The sequence below is a fragment of the Methylobacterium sp. Leaf93 genome (assembly GCF_001422345.1).
Taxonomy (GTDB): domain Bacteria; phylum Pseudomonadota; class Alphaproteobacteria; order Rhizobiales; family Beijerinckiaceae; genus Methylobacterium; species Methylobacterium bullatum.
This window is the reverse complement of record NZ_LMMS01000027.1, coordinates 331,669-350,617: the sequence shown is the minus strand read 5'-3', so window position 1 is coordinate 350,617 and position 18,949 is coordinate 331,669. Positions and strand designations below refer to the sequence as shown.

Here is an 18,949-nt window from a genome sequence, read left to right as displayed (position 1 = left end):
TCTTCCCGTTGGACGGTCCGCAAAAAGCTGTAGGATGGCGCCATGAACGATATGGCACCCGTTTCACTTCCAAACCCGCAGGGCCTCGTCGGGACGTGGCGGCGGTTCGGCCAGGTCGGTCCCGTCTATGAGATCGTCAGCGTGGGCAATGCGCTTGCGGATGGCGAGTGGCTGATGCGGGTTCGCGTGCTGGAGACCGGTGAGGAGATCGATTATCGACTCGCCGACGTGCTGGACGATCCCAGAGAGCGGTGATGTTCGCTATCGCGTTCGATCTGGTGGTCGCGGAGGCACAGACCCATCATCCCAAAGGAGTGTCGCAAGCCTATAGCGACATCCGTACCACCCTCTCCGGGCATGGTTTCGACTGGGTGCAGGGCAGCCTCTACACCAGCAAGGACGAGGATCTGGCCAAGCTGTTCTCGGCCATCACGGCCCTGAAGGGGCTGAGCTGGTTCCAGCAATCGGTACGCGACGTCAAAGCCTTCCGTGTCGAGCAATGGTCGGATTTCACCGCCTTGATCAAGAGCTAGGCAGCGCTCGCGCTATCTCAGCCGATCGCCGGGCATACTTCTTCCCAATCGATGAAAGCCGGCGGAGCTTGGCGCTACGCCGGCTTTCGAAAGAGGATCGCGGACGGCAGATCGATTCCCCTCGCTGGTCTCAGCCCACCTGATCTTTCGGGCCGAGACGCTTGTCGAGATAGGTGTCGACCGTCTGGGTCAGCTCGTCGACCTTGCCGTCGAAGAAGTGGTTGGCGCCCTCGACTACCTGATGCTCGATGATGACGCCCTTCTGCACCTTCACCTTCTCGATGACCGGCATCACCTCGCGGGCCGGGGCCACGCGGTCCTCGGAGCCGTGCACGAACAGGCCGGAGGACGGGCAGGGGGCCAGGAAGGTGAAGTCGTAGCGGTTGGCCATGGCCGCGATCGAGATGAAACCCTCGATCTCGGGGCGGCGCATGAGCAGCTGCATGCCGATCCACGAACCGAACGAGACGCCGGCGATCCAGCAGGCCCGCGCCTCGGGATTGACCGACTGCACCCAGTCGAGCGCCGAGGCCGCATCGGACAATTCGCCCGTGCCATGGTCGAAATTGCCCTGGCTGCGGCCGACGCCGCGGAAATTGAAACGCAGGGCCGCGAAGCCGCGATTGGCGAAGGTGTAGAAAAGATTGTACACGATCTGATTGTTCATCGTGCCCCCGAACTGGGGGTGCGGATGCAGCACGATCGCGATCGGCGCGCCCTTCTTCTTGGGCGCCTGGTAGCGCCCCTCGAGACGGCCGGCGGGTCCGGTGAAGATGACTTCGGGCATGGTCTTTCCAAAACTCCTGGCGCCGCAGTGCGAGGGCAACCCATCCTTGTCGGCCAACGCGCCTTGACTCGCTGCGCCGCACTCTTAAAAACGCTCTTAGAATAATTCTAGGTTATTAGAATCATTCTAAACTAGATCGTTTCGAGAGATCTCGGATCGGTCGCCTCCCGAAGCTCGGCGCTTGGCGAAGACGTGTCGTTCCGGCGCCTTAGCATGATGACGGGGGGCAAAAGCAAGGAAATGTCGGTTCGGACCTTGACCAACGCATGAGTGTTTCGCGCGCCTATCTCGACCACAACGCGACATCGCCGGTTCGTCCGGAGGTGGCGACGGCGGTCGCGCGGGCGCTGGAAATGCCGGGCAATCCCTCGTCGATCCATCTCGAGGGCCGGACGGCGAAGGCCGCCCTGGAGGCTGCGCGCGAGCATGTCGCCGCCCTGGTCGGGGCCGGCCGGGGCCGCGTCGTCTTCACCAGCGGCGGCACCGAAGCGGCCAATGCGGTCCTGTCCGGCGCGCTGACCAAGGCCGGACATCCCACGCCCACGCGCCTCATGGTGGGCGCCACCGAGCATCCTTGCGTTCTGGCGGGACACCGCTTCGCGCCGGAATCGGTTGAGGTCGTGCCGGTGCTGCCGTCCGGACTGATCGACCTCACCGCCCTGGAGCGGGGCTTGGAGCGTGCGCGCGACGAGGCCGTGCTGGTCTCCATCCATGCGGCCAACAACGAGACCGGCGTGATCCAGCCCCTCGCCGAGATCGTCGCCTTGGCCAAAGCGCATGGCCGCGCCCTCGTCCATAGCGACGCGGTGCAGGCGGTGGGGAAAATCCCTCTCGATTGTGCCGGGCTCGGCCTCGATGCCCTCACTCTGTCCGGACACAAGTTCGCCGCGCCGAAGGGCACGGGCGCCATCGTGCTGGCCGAAGGTGTCACCCTGGATCGGGCCTTCATCCGGGGCGGTGGCCAGGAATCGCGCCAGCGCTGCGGAACGGAGAACCTGCCGGGTCTCGTCGGCCTCGGCGAAGCGGCGCGGATCGCTCGTGTGCATCTCGCCGGCATCGATGCCGACCTTCGGGACGGGACGGAAGCCGCCCTTCTTCGCATCGCCACGGATGCCGTCATCTTCGGCAGCGGCGCGCCAAGACTCCCCAATACCCTGTGCTTCGCCGTGCCGGGCCTCGATGCGGCGACGGCGCTGATGGCGCTGGATCTCGGCGGCATCGCGATCTCGTCCGGATCGGCCTGCTCGTCGGGCAAGGTCGCCCGCTCGAGCGTTCTGGCCGCCATGGGCGTGAGCCCCGCGCTGGCTGCGGGGGCGCTGCGCGTCAGTTTCGGCTGGAACAGCACGGAAAGCGACCGCTCACGCTTCCTCACGGCCTTCGAACGGCACGTGGGGACCCTATATCAACGGCGAGGGCAGGCGGCCTGAAGCGCCGCCCACCCAAGCCATCCTCTCGCGAAAACCCCCGGCCCTTGACGCCGGTGTAGGTCAGGAGACGTGCAATGCCTGCAGTGCAGGAAACCATCGACCGGGTCCGCTCGATCGACCTCGACCAGTACAAGTACGGGTTCGAGACCACGATCGAGATGGAGAAGTCCGCCAAGGGCATCTCCGAGGACGTGATCCGCTTCATCTCGGCCAAGAAGGACGAGCCCGAATGGATGCTGGCCTGGCGCCTCGACGCCTACAAGCGCTGGCAGACCATGAAGGAGCCCGAATGGGCGCGGGTCTCCTATGACAAGGTCGATTACAAGGACATCTACTACTACGCGGCGCCCAAGCGGCCGGCGGCGATGTCCCTCGACGAGATCGACCCCGAGATCCTGAAGACCTACGAGAAACTCGGCATTCCGCTCCGCGAGGTCGAGGTGCTGGAGGGCATCGCCCCCGAACGCCGGGTCGCCGTCGACGCGGTGTTCGATTCGGTCTCGGTGGCCACCACCTTCAAGGCCGAATTGTCGAAGGCCGGCGTGATCTTCATGCCGATCTCGGAGGCCATCCGCGAGTACCCGGAGCTGGTGCGCAAGTACCTCGGCTCGGTCGTGCCCGTGACCGACAACTTCTTCGCGACCCTGAACTCGGCGGTCTTCTCCGACGGCTCGTTCGTCTACATCCCGCCGGGCGTGCGCTGCCCGATGGAGCTTTCGACCTATTTCCGCATTAACGAGCGCGATACCGGCCAGTTCGAGCGTACTCTGATCATCGCCGACAAGGGCTCGTACGTCTCGTATCTCGAGGGCTGCACCGCCCCGAAGCGCGACGACAACCAGCTCCATGCCGCCGTGGTCGAGCTCGTCGCCCTCGATGACGCCGAGATTAAGTACTCGACGGTCCAGAACTGGTATCCGGGCGACAACGAGGGCAAGGGCGGCATCTACAACTTCGTCACCAAGCGTGGCGACTGCCGCGGCGCCAACTCGAAGATCTCGTGGACCCAGGTCGAGACCGGCTCGGCGATCACCTGGAAGTACCCGTCCTGCATCCTGCGCGGCGACAATTCCCGCGGCGAGTTCTACTCGATCGCGGTGTCGAACGGCATGCAGCAGGTCGATTCCGGCACCAAGATGATCCATCTCGGCAAGAACACGACGAGCCGGATCATCTCGAAGGGTATTTCCGCGGGGCGTTCGCAGAACACCTACCGGGGCCTCGTCTCGGCGCACCGGAAGGCGACGGGCGCACGCAACTTCACCAACTGCGATTCGCTCCTCATCGGCGACCAGTGCGGCGCTCATACCGTGCCGTACATCGAGTCCAAAAATTCGTCGGCGCAGTTCGAGCACGAGGCCACCACCTCTAAGATCTCGGAAGACCAGATGTTCTACTGCCAGCAGCGTGGCCTCTCCAACGAGGAGGCGACCGCGCTCATCGTCAACGGCTTCGTCCGCGACGTGCTGCAGCAGCTGCCGATGGAGTTCGCCGTCGAGGCCCAGAAGCTGATCTCGATCAGCCTCGAAGGCTCGGTGGGCTGAGCCGGGTTTTTCCCTTCTCCCCTCTGCGGGAGAAGGTGGCCCGCGAAGCGGGCCGGATGAGGGGAGCGCGCGAACCGGAGAGGTCGCCCCCTCTTGGGGGACTTCGTACCGACCCGCCCGCTCCGTAGGCATGCTCTTCTCCGTGGACGGGGAAGGGTTGCTCCGCGTTTCAAGTTTTAGAACGGACTTTGCTGCAATGATCGAAATCAAGAACCTGACCGTCGCCATCGAGGACAAGCAGATCCTCAACGGTCTCAACCTCACCGTGAAGGACGGCGAAGTCGCCGCCATTATGGGCCCTAACGGCTCCGGCAAGTCGACCCTGTCCTACGTCATCGCCGGCAAGGAAGACTACGAGGTCACCGACGGCGAGATCCTGCTCGACGGCGTGAACATCCTGGAGATGAGCCCTGACGAGCGCGCCGCCTCGGGCGTGTTCCTGGCCTTCCAATACCCGTTGGAAATCCCGGGCGTCGGCACCATGACCTTCCTCAAGGCGACACTGAACGCTCAGCGCCGGGCGCGCGGCGAGGGCGAGCTCTCCACCCCCGACTTCATCCGCAAGGTGAACGGCGCGGCTGAGAAGCTGGAGATCAACAAGGAGATGCTCAAGCGCGCCCTCAATGTCGGGTTCTCCGGCGGCGAGAAGAAGCGCATGGAGATCTTGCAGATGGCTCTGCTGGAGCCGAAATTCTGCGTCCTCGACGAGACCGATTCCGGCCTCGATATCGATGCCCTGCGCATCGTCTCCGGCGGCGTGAACGCACTCCGCGCACAAGGCCGCTCGTTCCTCGTCATCACCCACTACCAGCGCCTGCTCGACTACATCGTGCCGGACGTGGTCCACGTGATGTCGCAGGGCCAGATCGTGAAGTCGGGCGACAAGGACCTCGCCAAGGCGCTCGAGGCATCCGGCTACGCCGAGTACCGCACGAATGAGGCCGCCTGATATGGCCGACATCACCCCCTTGCGCACGGCGGCCGAGACCGGCCTGTCGAAGCTCTTCGAAGCCACGAAGATGAAGTACCCCACGGGCGTGTCCATCGCCCGTGAGGAGGCCTTCCGCTATTTCGAGGCGGTGGGCCTGCCGACCCGCCGCGTCGAGGCGTTCAAATACACCGACCTGCGCTCCGCGTTCCGCGATGCCGCTCACCCGGCCGAGACGCCCTCCGCCGACACCGCCAAGGCGGCGGTGGCAGAAGCGAAGGGCTTTGCCGGGATCGACGCCGTGCGCCTCACCTTCGTGAACGGTCACCTGATCGCCGACCAGTCGGATCTCGGCCGCATCCCGGCCGGCATCACCGTGACGCCGCTCAACGAAGCGCTGACCGCCGGGAACGCGCTTCTGGAGAAACTGACCCCTGTTCGTCAGGCCTCCGAGAACCCGATCTACCAGCTCAACACCGCCTTCCTGGCCGATGGTGCGCTGATCAGCGTGGAGGCCGGGGCCAAGGTCGAGACGCCCTTGCACTTGCGCTTCATCGGCACCGACACGGAAGCCTACTCGACCGCCACCCGCGTGCTGGTGACGCTGGGAGAGGGCGCGGAAGCACTGATCCTGGAGAGCCATGAGGGGCCGGACGGCATCGCCTACCAGCCCAACGATGCCATGGACGTGGTGGTGGCCGACAACGCCACCTTCCGGCATGCCCGCCTGAACGCGGAAGGCCGCGAGGCGGTGGCCTTGTCGACCCTGTCCGTGAAGCTCGGCGCCGAGGCTGCGGTGGAGACCGTGAACGTGGTGGTGGGCGCGGTGCTCTCCCGGCATCAGGTCTACCTGAACTTCGCCGGGGCCGATGCCCGTGCGGTGGTGAACGGCGCGGCCATGCTGAACGGCAAGCAACTCTCCGACACCACCTTTCTGGCCGACCATGCCGCCACGGGCGGCGTCAGCCGCGAGCTGTTCAAAACCGTGGTGGATGGCGAAGCCACGGGCGTGTTCCAGGGCAAGATCATCGTCCAGCAGGCGGCCCAGCAGACCGATGGCAAGATGATGTCGGCCTGCCTCATCCTGTCCGACGAGGGCCAGATGATGAACAAGCCCGAGCTTGAGATCTTCGCCGACGACGTCGCCTGCGGCCACGGCGCCACCTGCGGCGCACTCGACGACGACCTGCTGTTCTACCTGATGCAGCGCGGGCTGCCCAAGGCCCAGGCCGAGAGCCTGCTGGTCCAGGCCTTCCTCGGGGCGGCCATCGAGTCGGTCAGCCACGAGGGCGCCCGCGAGGCACTGATCGGCACGATCGAGGCGTGGCTCGCGGCGCGAGGGTGATGCAGAAAGGTTATTCCCCGGGTTTGGCCGCGCGGCACCTGCTGCGCGGCCCCCTGAACGCGCGGGACGCCATGCGGGAGATACTCGCGCAGGGCGGTCTCTCGGAGCTGTGGCGGCTTGCCCTGTTCGTCCTCGGCACCAGTCTCGTGGTTCTGGTGGATCTCAGCGATACTTCTCCCATCGTCCTTCTGTCTGACCATGTGGGAACCCTCGATTCGGGCAAGGCCGTCGCCCTACTATTGGCATCCTACACGACGCTGTTCCTGGGAACGGTGGGTGCGCTCTACCTCGTCATCAGCGTCGGCACCTGGGCATTTGCGCGGGCGACCTCCGAGAGGCCGAGTTTGGCGACGGTGCGCACCAGCGTCGCTCTCGCGACGTGGGTCGCGGTGCTTCCCTCGCTCGGGCTGACCCTGATTTTCGAGGCCCTGAACCAGGGTACGGCAGGCAATGTTCTGATCTTCTTCCTAGGGCTAGCCTATATCGGGTTGTGCCTCTCGGAGGCGACGGGCCTCGCCTCCGCCAAAGCCATGGCTTTCGCGATGGCCGGGTCAACCCTCATGCTCACCCTGGTTCTCATCCTGGCCGTCGGCCTTTTCGGCGATGTCCTGAGTGACTTCTTTGCAGGAGACGCGCCATGAACGCACCCGTCCCGAATACCCCCTACGACGTCCAGGCGATCAGGGCCGAGTTCCCGATCCTGGCCCAGAAGGTCTATGGCCGGCCGCTGGTCTATCTCGACAACGCGGCCTCGTCGCAGAAGCCGCGCGCGGTGATCGACGCCATGGTGAACTGCATGGAGACCGGCTACGCCAACGTCCATCGCGGGCTGCATTTCATGGCGAATGCCGCGACCGAGGGGTTCGAGGGCGCGCGCGAGACCACGCGGCAGTTCCTCAACGCCGAGTCCACCGACGAGATCATCTTCACCCGCAACGCCACCGAGGCCTACAACCTCGTGGCCTCGTCCATGGGGTTGCTCGGCCAGATCGGGGAGGGGGACGAGATCATCCTCTCGATCATGGAACACCATTCCAACATCGTGCCCTGGCACTTTCTGCGCGAGCGCAGAGGAGCCGTCATCAAATGGGCGCCGGTGGACGACGCGGGCAATTTCCTCGTCGACGAGTACGAAAAACTGTTCACGCCGCGCACCAGGATGGTGGCGATCACCCATATGTCGAACGTCCTCGGCACGGTGACACCCGCCCAGGAGATCGTCCGCATCGCCCACGCTCACGGCGTGCCGGTGCTTCTGGATGGCGCCCAGAGCGCGGTCCACCAAGAGATCGACGTGAAGGCGCTCGATTGCGACTTCTTCGTCTTCACCGGCCACAAGGTCTACGGCCCCACCGGGATCGGCGTGCTCTACGGCAAGAAGGAATGGCTTGAGCGCCTGCCCCCCTATCAGGGCGGCGGCGAAATGATCCGGACCGTCTCGCAGGACACGATCACCTATAACGACCCGCCGCACCGGTTCGAGGCCGGAACGCCGGCGATCATCGAGGCGGTGGGCCTCGGCGCGGCGCTGGAATTCATGATGACCCTCGGGCGCGAGAGAATCGCGGCGCACGAGGCCTCGCTGCTCGCCTACGCGCAGGAGCGCCTCGGAGCCATGAATTCCGTGCGGATGATCGGCACCGCCGAGGGCAAGGGCGGGGTCATCGCTTTCGAGATGAAAGGCGCGCATGCCCACGACATCGCCACCGTGATCGACCGGTACGGCGTCGCGATCCGGGCCGGCACCCATTGCGCCATGCCGCTCCTCACAAGATTTGGTGCAACCTCCACCTGTCGCGCCTCGTTCGGCCTGTATAATACCCATGCGGAAGTGGACGCCCTCGCCGAGGCACTGGCCAAGGCCGAGATGATGTTCGCCTGAGGACCCACACCATGAGCGACTCGACCATCACCGGCGGAGCCAACACTCCCGCCATCGCCAGCGATTCGGCGATCCCTCCCGAAGAGCTCGACCGGCTGACCGACGCCATCGTCGCCGCTTTGAAGAGCGTCTACGATCCCGAGATCCCGGCCGACATCTACGAGCTCGGCCTGATCTACAAGGTCGACATCGCCGATGACCGTACGGTCGCCATCGACATGACGCTGACGGCGCCCGGCTGTCCCGTGGCCGGCGAGATGCCGGGCTGGGTCGAGACGGCGGTCGCCGCCGTGCCGGGCATCCAATCCTGCAGCGTCACGATGGTATTCGATCCGCCGTGGGACCAGAGCCGGATGTCGGACGAAGCCCGCGTCGCCCTCGACATGTGGTAGCACGCCTCAGCTGATCGGTGCCTCGCGGTGCGGGGCAAACGTCATGCTGTCGTAGACATCCGTCATCCGCAGCCTTGCCCCGATGATCGGCAGATCGATGGTGTCGTCGATCGCTTCGAAGGCTTGTGTCATCCATGCCTCGCCGTCGAGCCGATACAAGGTCGCGCTGGGCCACCGGGTCTCCACGAGCAGAATATAAGCGATCGTCGGATGACGCTTGTACTCCTCCAGCTTCCGGAAGCGATCGATGGTGCTCGTCGAGGGTGACAATACCTCGACGACAAGTCTGGGTGTCCGGCTCTCGTAGCTGTCCAAGATGAGATCGCCGCATTCCACGGTCACGTCAGGCCGGCGCAAGGTCGAGATCCCCGTGCGTAGGCCGATATCGTCCGTCGTCGGCCGACACCCCGTTCCGCGAAGCTGGCCGTGGAGAGCGGCAATGATGTTCACGGTGACGCGGTCGTGCTGCGCACTGGCACCCGTCATCATTTTCACGTGCGGGACCGGCACGCCATCGACGAGTTCGTAGAGAAAATCCTGGCGTTGCTGCCAATCAAAGAATTCTTCTACGCTCATCAGGCGTCGTGCCGTCTGTGCCATGAAATCCGTCCTCGGCCGCCCGGGATGATAGCATAATCCGAAGACCGCCGGCTGGTGCCTCATGACGACAGTGGACCGCGGCCTCCGCCATCCTTATCTTAACGACGTACCATCATCCTCAACCGCCCGGGCCTTGAACCCGGCTGCCGGAGAGACCCATGCTCAAGAGTTTCAAGGTCCTGTCCCTCACCGACGCAGCGGCGGACCGGATCAAGGCCATCATCGCCGATGCGGAGAAGCCCATCGCTGGACTGAGGGTCGGTGTGAAGAACGGCGGCTGCGCCGGCATGTCCTACACGATGGAATATGCCGAAGGGCGCAACCCCGGCGAGGACATGGTGGAGGATCGCGGGGTGACGGTGTTCGTCGACCCGAAGGCGCTCCTGTTCCTCCTCGGCACGGAAATGGACTTCAAGACGACGAAGCTGTCGTCGCAGTTCGTGTTCAACAACCCGAACCAGACCTCGTCCTGCGGCTGTGGCGAGTCCGTCGCGATCACGCCTGCCAATCCCGAAGCGCTCCGCGCATCGGCCTGAAGCGAGAGCGGCCTCAGCTCGCAGAGGCGCTCACGCGACGGCCGTGAGCGTCTCCAACGCGACGCGGGAATCGTCCACGGTCCGATTGCGGCCGTCGCGCTTGGCCATGAACATGCACTGGTCGGCGCGTTCGAGGAGGGACACCGCGGTGTCGCCTGGGCGCGACGTGGCGACGCCGAGGGAGATCGTCACTTTGCCGAGGGACTCTCCCGTGGTCCGCTTCACCAGTTCACGGCCCATCACGCTGGCACGGACCTTCTCGCCGATGGCGACGGCCGCGGCACGGCTGGTCTCGGGCAGGAGGATCCCGAATTCCTCACCGCCGAAACGGGCGAGGGTGACACGAGCCTTGAGATGCTCGCGCATGACGATGGCCACGAGCCGGAGCACCTGATCGCCCGTGAGGTGGCCGTAGACGTCGTTGAAGCGTTTGAAGAAATCGACGTCGATGACGATCAGGCTGGAGGGGATGGCCTGGGTCGCGGCACCATCGACCATCTTGCGCAAGCTTTCCTCGAAATGCTTGCGGTTGGACAGTCCGGTGAGGGGATCGGTGAGGCTCTCCAGCCGCGTCGCTTCCAAGGTCTCGCGCAGGGTCTCGATCTCGTTGCGGCTTTCCCGCATGCGCGCTTCGAGGGTCCGGTTGCTGGCGGTGATTTCCCGGGTGGTCGAGACCAGAGACGTGATGATCTCGCGGACGCGGGCGCGGTTCTGGTCGGAAACGTCGAGGTCGTGCGACAGGGCCTGAAGCGACTCGTCGTATTGCGCCGTCGACCCCAGAGAGAGGTCCATCACCTCCATGATGCCCTCGATCTCGGCAAGCATGTTCGCGTTCATCCGCTCGGTGGCGGCGACGAGGCGGCGGCTGTCGATATAGGTCTCGTAGAGGGAATCGATATCGGCATCCGAAAGGCTGCCGTTCTCTGTGGTCAGCCTCTTGATCGCATTGTTCATCAGCGGCTGCGTGCCCGACACGTAAGTGTACCAGACGGCATAGGCCTGGGGCGTCGCCGAGGAACCGTAGTCACGCATCAGGACGTTGGCGCGGTCGGCCAGAGCGAAGGTTCTCTCCCTGTCACCGTAGCTTCCGTGACTCATCGACCCCGTTCGCCCCCTGATCCGGCACCGATGGCCGAGGAGCGCACGTTAGCGGAAGGATGGTGGAGAGCCCGTTAAATTATCGGGAACAGTTTGTGGACCCGCGCGTTACTTCGCCTTTTTGATCACGACCGGACGCAGAAGGAAGGCGGGCACATGCTCGCCCAGGCCCAGGGGCGTGTCACCCTCTTCGTCGTCGCGGCGGCGGGGTGAGGGACGGCGTTCGTCGCGGCTACGGTCGGGGGCGACCCTGCGCGGGTCCGGGGTGCGCTGCTCCTGCGGAGGACGCGACGGCTCGCGCCGACGCGGGGCCTCACGCGGCGTATCGGCGACGTCCTCGTGAGCGGGGGGCTCAACGACGGCGGCCTCCGCCCGTGCGGGCTCGGAACGCCGGGCGGGCGGGCGCTCACGGGACGACGAGCGTCGTCCCTCGGGCTTGGCCGCCTCGGAGCGGCCGCCTTCGCCGCCGCGCGAGCGCCGCGCGGCATCCCCGCTGCGTCCACGATGGCGGGTCCGGGTCTCCCCCTCCTCGACGACATCCACCGACGGCTCGGCCAGGGTGCCGAGATCGCCCTCCGCCCAGGGGATCGGCTGGCCGATCAGGCTCTCGATGGCGGTCACCGAGCGCTCGTCAGAACGGGTCACCAGGGTGAAGGCATGGCCGGCACGACCCGCGCGGCCAGTGCGGCCGATGCGGTGGACGTAATCCTCCGGATGATGCGGCACGTCGAAATTGAAGACGTGGCTCACCGCCGGGATGTCCAGACCACGGGCCGCGACGTCGCTCGCCACCAGCAGCGGAACCTCGCCGGAGCGGAAGCCGTCGAGAGCGATGGTGCGGGCGCGCTGGTCCATGTCGCCGTGCAGGGCCGCGACGTTGAAGCCGTGGCTCGCCAGCGACTTCTGCAGCAGCGCGACGTCGCGCTTGCGGTTGCAGAAGATGATGCCGTTGTTGAGGTCCGCCTCCCCGCGGATGAGCCGGCGCAGGAGGTCGCGCTTCTCGTGGCCTTCCGAGCCCGCGGCGACCAGCTTCTGCACGATCGTGGTTGCGGTGGAGGCGGGGCGGGCCACCTCGATCCGCTGCGGGTTGTGCAGGAACACGTCCGCCAGCCGCTCGATCTCCGGCGGCATGGTGGCGGAGAAGAACAGGGTCTGGCGCGTGAACGGCACCATCTTCACGATGCGCTCGATGTCGGGGATGAAGCCCATGTCGAGCATCCGGTCGGCCTCGTCGATGACGAGGAGCTCGACGCCGGTGAGCAGGAGCTTGCCGCGCTCGAAATGGTCGAGCAGGCGACCGGGCGTGGCGATCAGCACGTCGGCGCCGCGCATCAGCTTGGCATCCTGCTCGGCGAAGGAGACACCGCCGATGATCAGGGCCACGTTGAGCTTGTGGTTCAGGCCGTAGCGATCGAAATTCTCCACTACCTGAGCCGCGAGTTCGCGGGTCGGCTCCAGGATCAGCGTGCGCGGCATGCGGGCGCGCGCCCGGCCGTTCTCCAGCAGGGTGAGCATCGGAAGGGTGAAGGCGGCGGTCTTGCCGGTCCCGGTCTGGGCGATGCCGAGCACGTCGCGGCGTGCCAGAACGTGCGGGATGGCTTGAGCCTGGATCGGCGTCGGGTCCGTGTAGCCCGCGGCCGTGACGGCCTGGAGGACCTTGTCGCTCAATCCGAGGTCGGCAAAAGACATATGCTGATGTGAACCGTTGCGCGCGGGAACTCGTACGGGTCCGCGCGGAGAAGATCGTCGTGAGTCAGGCTTCGAGGTCCGTTCGAAAAAGATCGTTCGAACACTGGACCAGCCGCGCACACGCGTTGCGGGACACTTAGAGCCTTGAGGTGTCTTGTCAATCGACCACTGGCCGAGCACCCTCGCTTATCCGGTGCACATCGCACCCTACGGGATATCGGCCGAGTGAGCGGGAGTACTGCCAAGCTGGCACACGCCCTGCTTGGGCTGACGCCCATCGGACATGGGCTTCGGCCCTCTCGACGAAGGAGGACCGGGCTCATGTCACATAGCGCATCGATCACCGAACCGGCCGCGTCCGGAGGCGCCGTCCCCACATCCCATGCCGACGTGGTGATCAAGCCCGGCTACGACGACCGCCTCACCAACGAGGATCTGGCCCCCCTCCGGAAGCAGACCTGGGGCACCTACAATTTCTTTGCCTTCTGGATGTCGGACGTCCACAGCGTCGGCGGCTACATTACGGCGGGCAGCCTGTTCTCCCTCGGCCTCGTGAGCTGGCAGGTGCTGGTCTCGCTGCTCGTCGGCATTCTCATCGTGCAGTTCTTCTGCAATCTCGTGGCAAAGCCGAGCCAAATCACGGGCACGCCCTATCCGGTGATCTGCCGGGCCTCCTTCGGCGTGAAGGGCGCCAACATCCCGGCCATCATCCGGGGGCTCATCGCGGTCGCCTGGTACGGCATCCAGACCTACCTCGCCTCCAGCGCCTTCATGATCGTGGCCCTGCGCTTCTATCCGGAGCTCAAACCCTATGCCGACGTGACCCAGTTCGGCTTCGCCGGCCTGTCCAGCCTCGGCTGGGCGGCCTTCATGGCCCTTTGGGTGATCCAGGCCCTCGTGTTCTGGCGCGGCATGGAGGCGATCCGCAAGTTCATCGATTGGGCCGGCCCCGCCGTCTACGTGGTGATGATCGCCCTGGCGGTCTACCTCGTGGCCAAAGCCGGCGTATCGAATGTCGGCCTCACGCTGGGCGAGGTGAAGTACCAGGGCTGGGACGCCCTGCCGGTGATGATCAACGCGGTCGCCCTGGTCGTCTCGTACTTCTCCGGGCCGATGCTGAATTTCGGCGACTTCTCACGCTACGGAAAGTCGTTCCCGGCGGTAAAGGCCGGCAATTTCTGGGGCCTGCCGGTGAACTTCATCGGCTTCTCGCTGCTCACCGTCATCACCACCTCGTCGACACTCCCGGTCTTCGGCCATCTCATCATCGATCCGGTGGAGACGGTGAGCAAGATCGACAACACCTACGCGGTTGTGCTCGGCGCCTTCACCTTCATGACGGCGACGATCGGCATCAACATCGTGGCCAACTTCGTCTCGCCGGCCTTCGACTTCTCGAACGTGGCACCGCAGCACATCAGCTGGCGCATGGGCGGCATGATCGCGGCCGTGGCCTCGATCTTCATCACCCCGTGGAACCTCTACAACAACCCGGCCGTAATCCATTACACGCTCGACATCCTCGGCGCGTTCATAGGCCCGCTCTTCGGCATCCTGATCGCCGACTTCTTCGTGGTGCGGAAGCAGCACGTGGTGGTGGACGACCTCTACACGATGAGCCCGACGGGCACGTATTGGTACGATGGCGGCTACAACCGCGCCGCCATCTACAGCGTCATTCCCTCCGCCCTGGTGCCGGTGCTCTGCGCCGTCATCCCGGCCCTGGGGAGTCTGGCGAACTTCAGCTGGTTCATCGGCGTGGCCCTGGGCTTCTCGATCTATCTCGTCCTGATGCGTAAGACGGCGGTCACGGCTAAGGCCTGACCGGAGACCGATTCCCTTTGCGCATCCTGCTGATCAACCCCAACACGACCGACTCCGTCACCGACCTCGTCACCCGGCATGCACGGCGGGTGGCGGGCGACGCCGCCGAGTTCGTGCCGGTCACCGGGCGCTTCGGCGCCCGCTACATCACCAGCCGGGCCGCGTCGGCGATCGCGGCCCATGCCGCCCTCGACGCGCTGGCCGAGCACGCGGAGGGCTGCGACGCGGTCTATCTCGCCTGTTTCGGCGATCCGGGGCTCGGGGCGCTCCGCGAGATCTCCCCCCTTCCGGTGGTCGGCATGGCCGAGGCCTCGTGCCTCGCCGCCACCGCGCGGGGAGGGCGCTTCGCCATCGTCACCGGAGGTACCCTTTGGGGGCCGATGCTAGAGGAGTTCGTAGCGGGGATCGGCCTGTCCGACAAACTCGCCGGCATCCGCACCATCGCCCCCACGGGAGACCGCATCGCACGGGACCCCGAGGCGGCTCTGGCGGATCTGGCCGCCGCCTGCACCACCTGCGCCCTCCGCGACGGGGCGGACGTGGTGATCCTCGGCGGGGCGGCGCTCGCCGGCCTCGCCGAGCGCATCCAGCCGCAGGTGCCCGTGCCCGTCCTGTGCTCGGTGGAAGTGGGCACCCGCGCGGTCCTCGCCGCCGCGATCTGCGGCTTGCCACCGGGCCAGCCGGCACCGTCCATCGAGAGCATCGGCCTGTCGCCCACCCTGGCCGAGCGGCTGGCGCAGGATTGAAGGAAACCCGCAGCCGATGACCCCGCGTGCCGGAAGGCACTTGCGGGCGGCCATCGGATCGGCTTACTTTGCGATACAAAGTTGATCCGGGAGCATCGGATGTCCGATCTCGACAAGGCCCTGGCCGATATCGTAGCGATCCGCGCGCAGCTCTCCCGCGGCGACGCCTTCTGCGGGTTCGGCCCCTCCGCCATCGCCGCCACGGGTGTCCTCGCCCTCGGCACCGTCCTGGCGCAGCATGCCTGGCTCGACGACCCGACCGGGCAGCCGCTGCTGTTCCTCGGCGGCTGGATCGCCACCGCCCTGGCCTCCGCCGGCCTCATCGGTGCCGAGATGTCGGCTCGCTCCAGGCGAGACCATGCGGGGCTCACCGACACGGCGATCGTGAACGCGGTGGAGCAGTTCCTGCCGGCGGGAGCGGCGGGCGCCCTGCTCGCCCTGGTCCTGGTGCGGGTCTCGCCGGAAAGCCTCTGGATGCTGCCCGGCCTGTGGCAGGTGCTCGTCAGCCTCGGGCTCTTCGCCTCGGTGCGGTCCCTGCCGAAGGGCGTCGCGCTGCCCGGCGCCTGGTACATGGTGGCAGGCCTCGCCGTGCTGATGCTGGCCAGTACCGACCATGCCCTCTCGCCCTGGACCATGGGCCTGCCCTTCGCCATCGGCCAGTTCCTCATGGCCGCGATCCTCTACCGTGCCCGGGAGGAGACCGATGCCTGAGGCTCCCTTCGCGTATGACGGCCTCGACCGGGTCATTCACGAGAAGGCCCGGCTCGGTCTCCTCACCTCGCTGATGGCGGCCCCGAAGGGCCTCGCCTTCGGCGACCTGAAGCAACTCTGCGGCCTCACCGACGGCAACCTCAGCCGCCACCTCCAGGTGCTGCAGGAGGCCGGCCTCGTCGAGATCAGGAAAGGGCAGGGCAACGGTCATGGCGGCTCTCGCCCACTGACCACCTGCCACCTGACGCAGGCCGGGCGCACGCGCTTCCTCGATTACCTCGCCGTCCTCGAACAGGTCGTCCGGGACGCCGCCAAGGCCGCCGAAACCGCGAGTCTCCCCCTCGTCGCCCGACCGGCCTGACGCCCGAAATCCGTCTTTTTTTGCGAAGGAACTTTGTAATGCAAAGTGAACAGACACCTGGCCTGCATGTCGGGATCATCATGGATGGCAATGGGCGCTGGGCCTCGGCGCGCGGCCTGTCCCGCGCGCTCGGCCACAAGGAAGGTGTCGAGGCGATCCGCCGGGTCGTCGAGGCGGCCCCGAAGCAGGAAATCGGTACCCTCACCCTCTACGCCTTCTCCTGCGACAACTGGCGTCGGCCGGAAGCGGAGGTCTCCGCCCTGATGGGGCTCCTCCGTCTCTACCTCCGCAACGAGGTCTCCCGATTGGTGGAGAACGGCGTGCGGCTCAGTGTGATCGGCCGGCGCGACCGTCTGCCCGAGGGGCTCGCCGCCGCCATCGGCCGCGCGGAGGCAGCGACCTTCGCGGGGAAGGCGCTGCACCTCCGGATCGCCGTCGATTATTCCGCCCGCGACGCCATCCTCGCCGCCGCGCTCGCCAGCGATCCCGGCATCACCCGCACCGCCTTCTCGGCCCTGGTGACGGGAGATGCCTGCGTGCCCGAGGTGGATCTCGTGATCCGCACCAGCGGCGAGCAGCGGCTCTCCGATTTCCTGCTCTGGGAGAGCGCCTACGCCGAACTCCACTTCACCCGCCGCCACTGGCCCGATTTCGGAGCCGGCGACCTCGAAGACGCGCTCGCCGCTTATCGGTGCCGCGAGCGCCGCTTCGGCGGGCTCGACGCCACGTCCGCCGCCGCCTGAGAGGATCGAGACGGGAGAAAGGGAAAGCCATGCGCATCGTCCTCGTCAACGTGCCCCACCCGGCCATCGGCAGCCGCATTCCCGACGACCACCTCCCGCCGCTAGGGCTTCTCGCCATCGGCGGCCCCCTCATCGACGACGGGCACGAGGTCCGCCTGATCGATGGCGAGTTCGGCCCGATGGACCCGGACGCCATCGTCGCGGAGGCTCTGGCCTTCCGTCCCGATGCCGTCCTGTTCGGGCATTCCGGCTCGACCTCGGGCCATCCGGTCATCGCCGACATCGCATCTCGACTGGCGCGCGCCCGGCCGGGTCTCCCCATCGTCTATGGCGGTGTGTTTCCGACCTACCACTGGCGCGAAATCCTGAGGGACGAGCCCTACGTCACCGCCATCGTGCGCGGGGAGGGCGAGGAGACGGCACGCCGCCTGATGTCTGCGCTCTCGGGCCGAGCGCCCCTCGCCTCCGTGCCGGGCATCGCCTTTCGCAGCGGCGACGGCCCCCATGCCACGCAGGCCGCGCCGGTGATCCGCGACCTCGACGCCTACCGCGTCGGCTGGGAACTCATCGACCATGCCCGCTACAGCTATTGGGGCGGCCTGCGAGCCGTCGTCGTGCAGTTCTCACGCGGCTGTCCGCATCTCTGCAATTATTGCGGCCAGCGTGGCTTCTGGACCCGCTGGCGCCACCGCGACCCGGTGAAGTTCGCCAGGGAATTGGCCCGGCTCCATCGCGACCACGGGGTGCGGGTCATCAACTTCGCCGACGAGAACCCCACCGTCTCGAAGAAGGCGTGGCGGGTCTTCCTCGAAACGCTGATCGGGGAGAATGTGGACCTCATCCTGGTGGGCTCGACCCGCGCCGACGACATCGTGCGCGACGCCGACATCCTGCATCTCTACAAGCGCGCCGGCTGGACGCGCTTCCTCCTCGGACTCGAAAGCACCGACGAGGCGACGCTCGCGCGCATCAAGAAGGGCGGCGCCACCACCACGGACCGCGAGGCGATCCGCCTTCTTCGCCGCCATGGCATCCTCTCCATGGCGACCTGGGTCGTCGGGTTCGAGGAAGAGACGGACCGGGATTACTGGCGCGGCCTGCGCCAGCTCCTGTCCTACGATCCCGACCAGATCCAGATGCTCTACGTGACGCCCCATCGCTGGACGCCGTATTTCAGCATCGCCGCGAATCGGCGGGTGATCCAGACCGATCGTCGCCGCTGGGACTACAAGCATCAGGTGCTGGCGACCCGGCACATGGCGCCGTGGCGGGTGCTGCTATGGTTCAAGTTCATCGAGGTGGCGGTCCAGGCTCGCCCGCGTGCGCTCGCACGTGTCCTGTTCCATCGCGACGCGGGACTACGCCACGCCATGCGCTGGTACACGCGGATGGGGCGTCGGGTATGGCCCTATGAGATCAGGAATTTCCTGCGCGACCCGCTGGTCGAGAACGGGCCGAGCGTCGCCGAATTCTGGGGGGAGCCGCAGGAGAGCGAGGAAGAATCCATGGTTGCCGTCAGCGCGGAACGGCGTCCCGAACCCGCGAGGCCACGCGCCGATGCGGCGTGACGGTCGATCTCAGATGAAGACGAAGAAGATACCGAAGCTGGCGATGAACCCCGCCAGCGATACGGCAGAAAGGGCCAGGAACCGGGACGATGCGACTGCGCCGACATCCTGCCCATCCTCGATGTGCGAGAAGGCGTGGCCTGCCGCCTGCGACGCGCGAATGAGATCGTCGTGGCGCACCATGCTCAAAGCTGCGGACGGTGCCATGTCGCTCTCCCATCGATCGGTTCTATGT

Annotated in this window: 21 protein-coding genes; 16 read left to right on the top strand and 5 right to left on the bottom strand. The window is 66.1% G+C overall.

What is annotated here, in order from left to right; all coding sequences use genetic code 11:
* Positions 1-42 precede the first annotated feature (42 nt).
* Together ASF26_RS17625 and ASF26_RS17620 are read left to right on the top strand one after the other, a co-directional pair.
* Entirely contained in the window at positions 43-255 is a 213-nt protein-coding gene (locus ASF26_RS17625) for a DUF5397 family protein (protein ID WP_056149292.1), read from the top strand.
* Positions 255-533 carry a virulence factor gene (locus ASF26_RS17620; RefSeq protein ID WP_056256836.1) on the top strand — a complete coding sequence of 93 codons (279 nt, stop codon included), beginning with the start codon at positions 255-257 and terminating at the stop codon, positions 531-533. Before ASF26_RS17625 ends, ASF26_RS17620 begins: the two co-directional genes overlap by 1 nt.
* Positions 534-663: 130 nt before the next feature.
* Here ASF26_RS17620 and ASF26_RS17615 read toward each other — a convergent pair whose 3' ends face one another.
* Positions 664-1,320: an alpha/beta hydrolase gene (locus ASF26_RS17615; RefSeq protein ID WP_018043440.1), complete on the bottom strand. Its 657-nt coding sequence runs from the start codon at positions 1,318-1,320 to the stop codon at positions 664-666.
* A gap of 266 nt (positions 1,321-1,586) precedes the next feature.
* Between ASF26_RS17615 and ASF26_RS17610 the strand changes: the two genes are divergently transcribed.
* The 7 genes from ASF26_RS17610 to ASF26_RS17580 all read left to right on the top strand — a co-directional run bounded on the left by ASF26_RS17610 (position 1,587) and on the right by ASF26_RS17580 (position 8,838).
* The gene (locus ASF26_RS17610; protein ID WP_056256827.1) at positions 1,587-2,747 is read left to right on the top strand and encodes a cysteine desulfurase family protein; all 1,161 of its coding nucleotides are present in this window, start codon (positions 1,587-1,589) and stop codon (positions 2,745-2,747) included.
* A 74-nt stretch (positions 2,748-2,821) separates the two neighbouring features.
* The gene (gene sufB, locus ASF26_RS17605; protein ID WP_056256825.1) at positions 2,822-4,291 is read left to right on the top strand and encodes a Fe-S cluster assembly protein SufB; all 1,470 of its coding nucleotides are present in this window, start codon (positions 2,822-2,824) and stop codon (positions 4,289-4,291) included.
* Between the two features lie 196 nt (positions 4,292-4,487).
* The gene (sufC, locus tag ASF26_RS17600; RefSeq protein ID WP_056256822.1) at positions 4,488-5,240 is read left to right on the top strand and encodes a Fe-S cluster assembly ATPase SufC; all 753 of its coding nucleotides are present in this window, start codon (positions 4,488-4,490) and stop codon (positions 5,238-5,240) included.
* A gap of 1 nt (position 5,241) precedes the next feature.
* Positions 5,242-6,564 (top strand): Fe-S cluster assembly protein SufD, encoded by a 1,323-nt coding sequence (sufD, locus tag ASF26_RS17595; RefSeq protein WP_056256820.1) that lies wholly within the window; start codon positions 5,242-5,244, stop codon positions 6,562-6,564.
* Positions 6,564-7,205 carry a hypothetical protein gene (locus ASF26_RS17590; RefSeq protein WP_156463034.1) on the top strand — a complete coding sequence of 214 codons (642 nt, stop codon included), beginning with the start codon at positions 6,564-6,566 and terminating at the stop codon, positions 7,203-7,205. The genes sufD and ASF26_RS17590 overlap by 1 nt, the downstream gene beginning before the upstream one ends.
* Positions 7,202-8,446, top strand: a complete 1,245-nt coding sequence (locus ASF26_RS17585) for a cysteine desulfurase (protein ID WP_056256804.1) — start codon at positions 7,202-7,204, stop codon at positions 8,444-8,446. The genes ASF26_RS17590 and ASF26_RS17585 overlap by 4 nt, the downstream gene beginning before the upstream one ends.
* An 11-nt stretch (positions 8,447-8,457) precedes the next feature.
* Entirely contained in the window at positions 8,458-8,838 is a 381-nt protein-coding gene (locus tag ASF26_RS17580; RefSeq protein WP_018043448.1) for an SUF system Fe-S cluster assembly protein, read from the top strand.
* 6 nt (positions 8,839-8,844) lie between these two features.
* Here the strand turns inward: ASF26_RS17580 and ASF26_RS17575 are convergent, their stop codons facing one another.
* Positions 8,845-9,438 carry a Uma2 family endonuclease gene (locus tag ASF26_RS17575; protein ID WP_244475969.1) on the bottom strand — a complete coding sequence of 198 codons (594 nt, stop codon included), beginning with the start codon at positions 9,436-9,438 and terminating at the stop codon, positions 8,845-8,847.
* A gap of 158 nt (positions 9,439-9,596) precedes the next feature.
* On the opposite strand from ASF26_RS17575, the gene ASF26_RS17570 reads away from it, so the two are divergent.
* A complete protein-coding gene (locus tag ASF26_RS17570) occupies positions 9,597-9,974 on the top strand; it encodes an iron-sulfur cluster assembly accessory protein (protein WP_018043450.1) in 378 nt (125 codons plus the stop codon).
* Positions 9,975-10,004: 30 nt separating this feature from the next.
* Here the strand turns inward: ASF26_RS17570 and ASF26_RS17565 are convergent, their stop codons facing one another.
* Both ASF26_RS17565 and ASF26_RS17560 read right to left on the bottom strand, forming a co-directional pair.
* Positions 10,005-11,072, bottom strand: coding sequence for a GGDEF domain-containing protein (locus tag ASF26_RS17565; protein ID WP_056256797.1), 1,068 nt, complete (start codon positions 11,070-11,072; stop codon positions 10,005-10,007).
* A gap of 108 nt (positions 11,073-11,180) precedes the next feature.
* Positions 11,181-12,761, bottom strand: coding sequence for a DEAD/DEAH box helicase (locus ASF26_RS17560; protein WP_056256794.1), 1,581 nt, complete (start codon positions 12,759-12,761; stop codon positions 11,181-11,183).
* Between the two features lie 321 nt (positions 12,762-13,082).
* On the opposite strand from ASF26_RS17560, the gene ASF26_RS17555 reads away from it, so the two are divergent.
* The 6 genes from ASF26_RS17555 to bchE all read left to right on the top strand — a co-directional run bounded on the left by ASF26_RS17555 (position 13,083) and on the right by bchE (position 18,714).
* Entirely contained in the window at positions 13,083-14,585 is a 1,503-nt protein-coding gene (locus ASF26_RS17555; protein WP_056256788.1) for an NCS1 family nucleobase:cation symporter-1, read from the top strand.
* 17 nt (positions 14,586-14,602) lie between these two features.
* Positions 14,603-15,331, top strand: coding sequence for an aspartate/glutamate racemase family protein (locus ASF26_RS17550; protein ID WP_056256785.1), 729 nt, complete (start codon positions 14,603-14,605; stop codon positions 15,329-15,331).
* A 99-nt stretch (positions 15,332-15,430) separates the two neighbouring features.
* On the top strand, positions 15,431-16,042 hold the full coding sequence (locus tag ASF26_RS17545) for a hypothetical protein (protein ID WP_056256782.1): 612 nt from the start codon (positions 15,431-15,433) through the stop codon (positions 16,040-16,042).
* Complete coding sequence (locus ASF26_RS17540; protein ID WP_056256780.1) at positions 16,035-16,403, top strand: transcriptional regulator; 369 nt, start codon at positions 16,035-16,037, stop codon at positions 16,401-16,403. The genes ASF26_RS17545 and ASF26_RS17540 overlap by 8 nt, the downstream gene beginning before the upstream one ends.
* A gap of 38 nt (positions 16,404-16,441) precedes the next feature.
* A complete protein-coding gene (locus tag ASF26_RS17535; RefSeq protein ID WP_056256778.1) occupies positions 16,442-17,146 on the top strand; it encodes a di-trans,poly-cis-decaprenylcistransferase in 705 nt (234 codons plus the stop codon).
* 29 nt (positions 17,147-17,175) lie between these two features.
* Positions 17,176-18,714, top strand: a complete 1,539-nt coding sequence (gene bchE, locus ASF26_RS17530; protein ID WP_056256777.1) for a magnesium-protoporphyrin IX monomethyl ester anaerobic oxidative cyclase — start codon at positions 17,176-17,178, stop codon at positions 18,712-18,714.
* A 9-nt stretch (positions 18,715-18,723) separates the two neighbouring features.
* Here the strand turns inward: bchE and ASF26_RS22825 are convergent, their stop codons facing one another.
* Positions 18,724-18,921, bottom strand: coding sequence for a hypothetical protein (locus tag ASF26_RS22825; protein WP_156463033.1), 198 nt, complete (start codon positions 18,919-18,921; stop codon positions 18,724-18,726).
* Positions 18,922-18,949 lie beyond the last annotated feature (28 nt).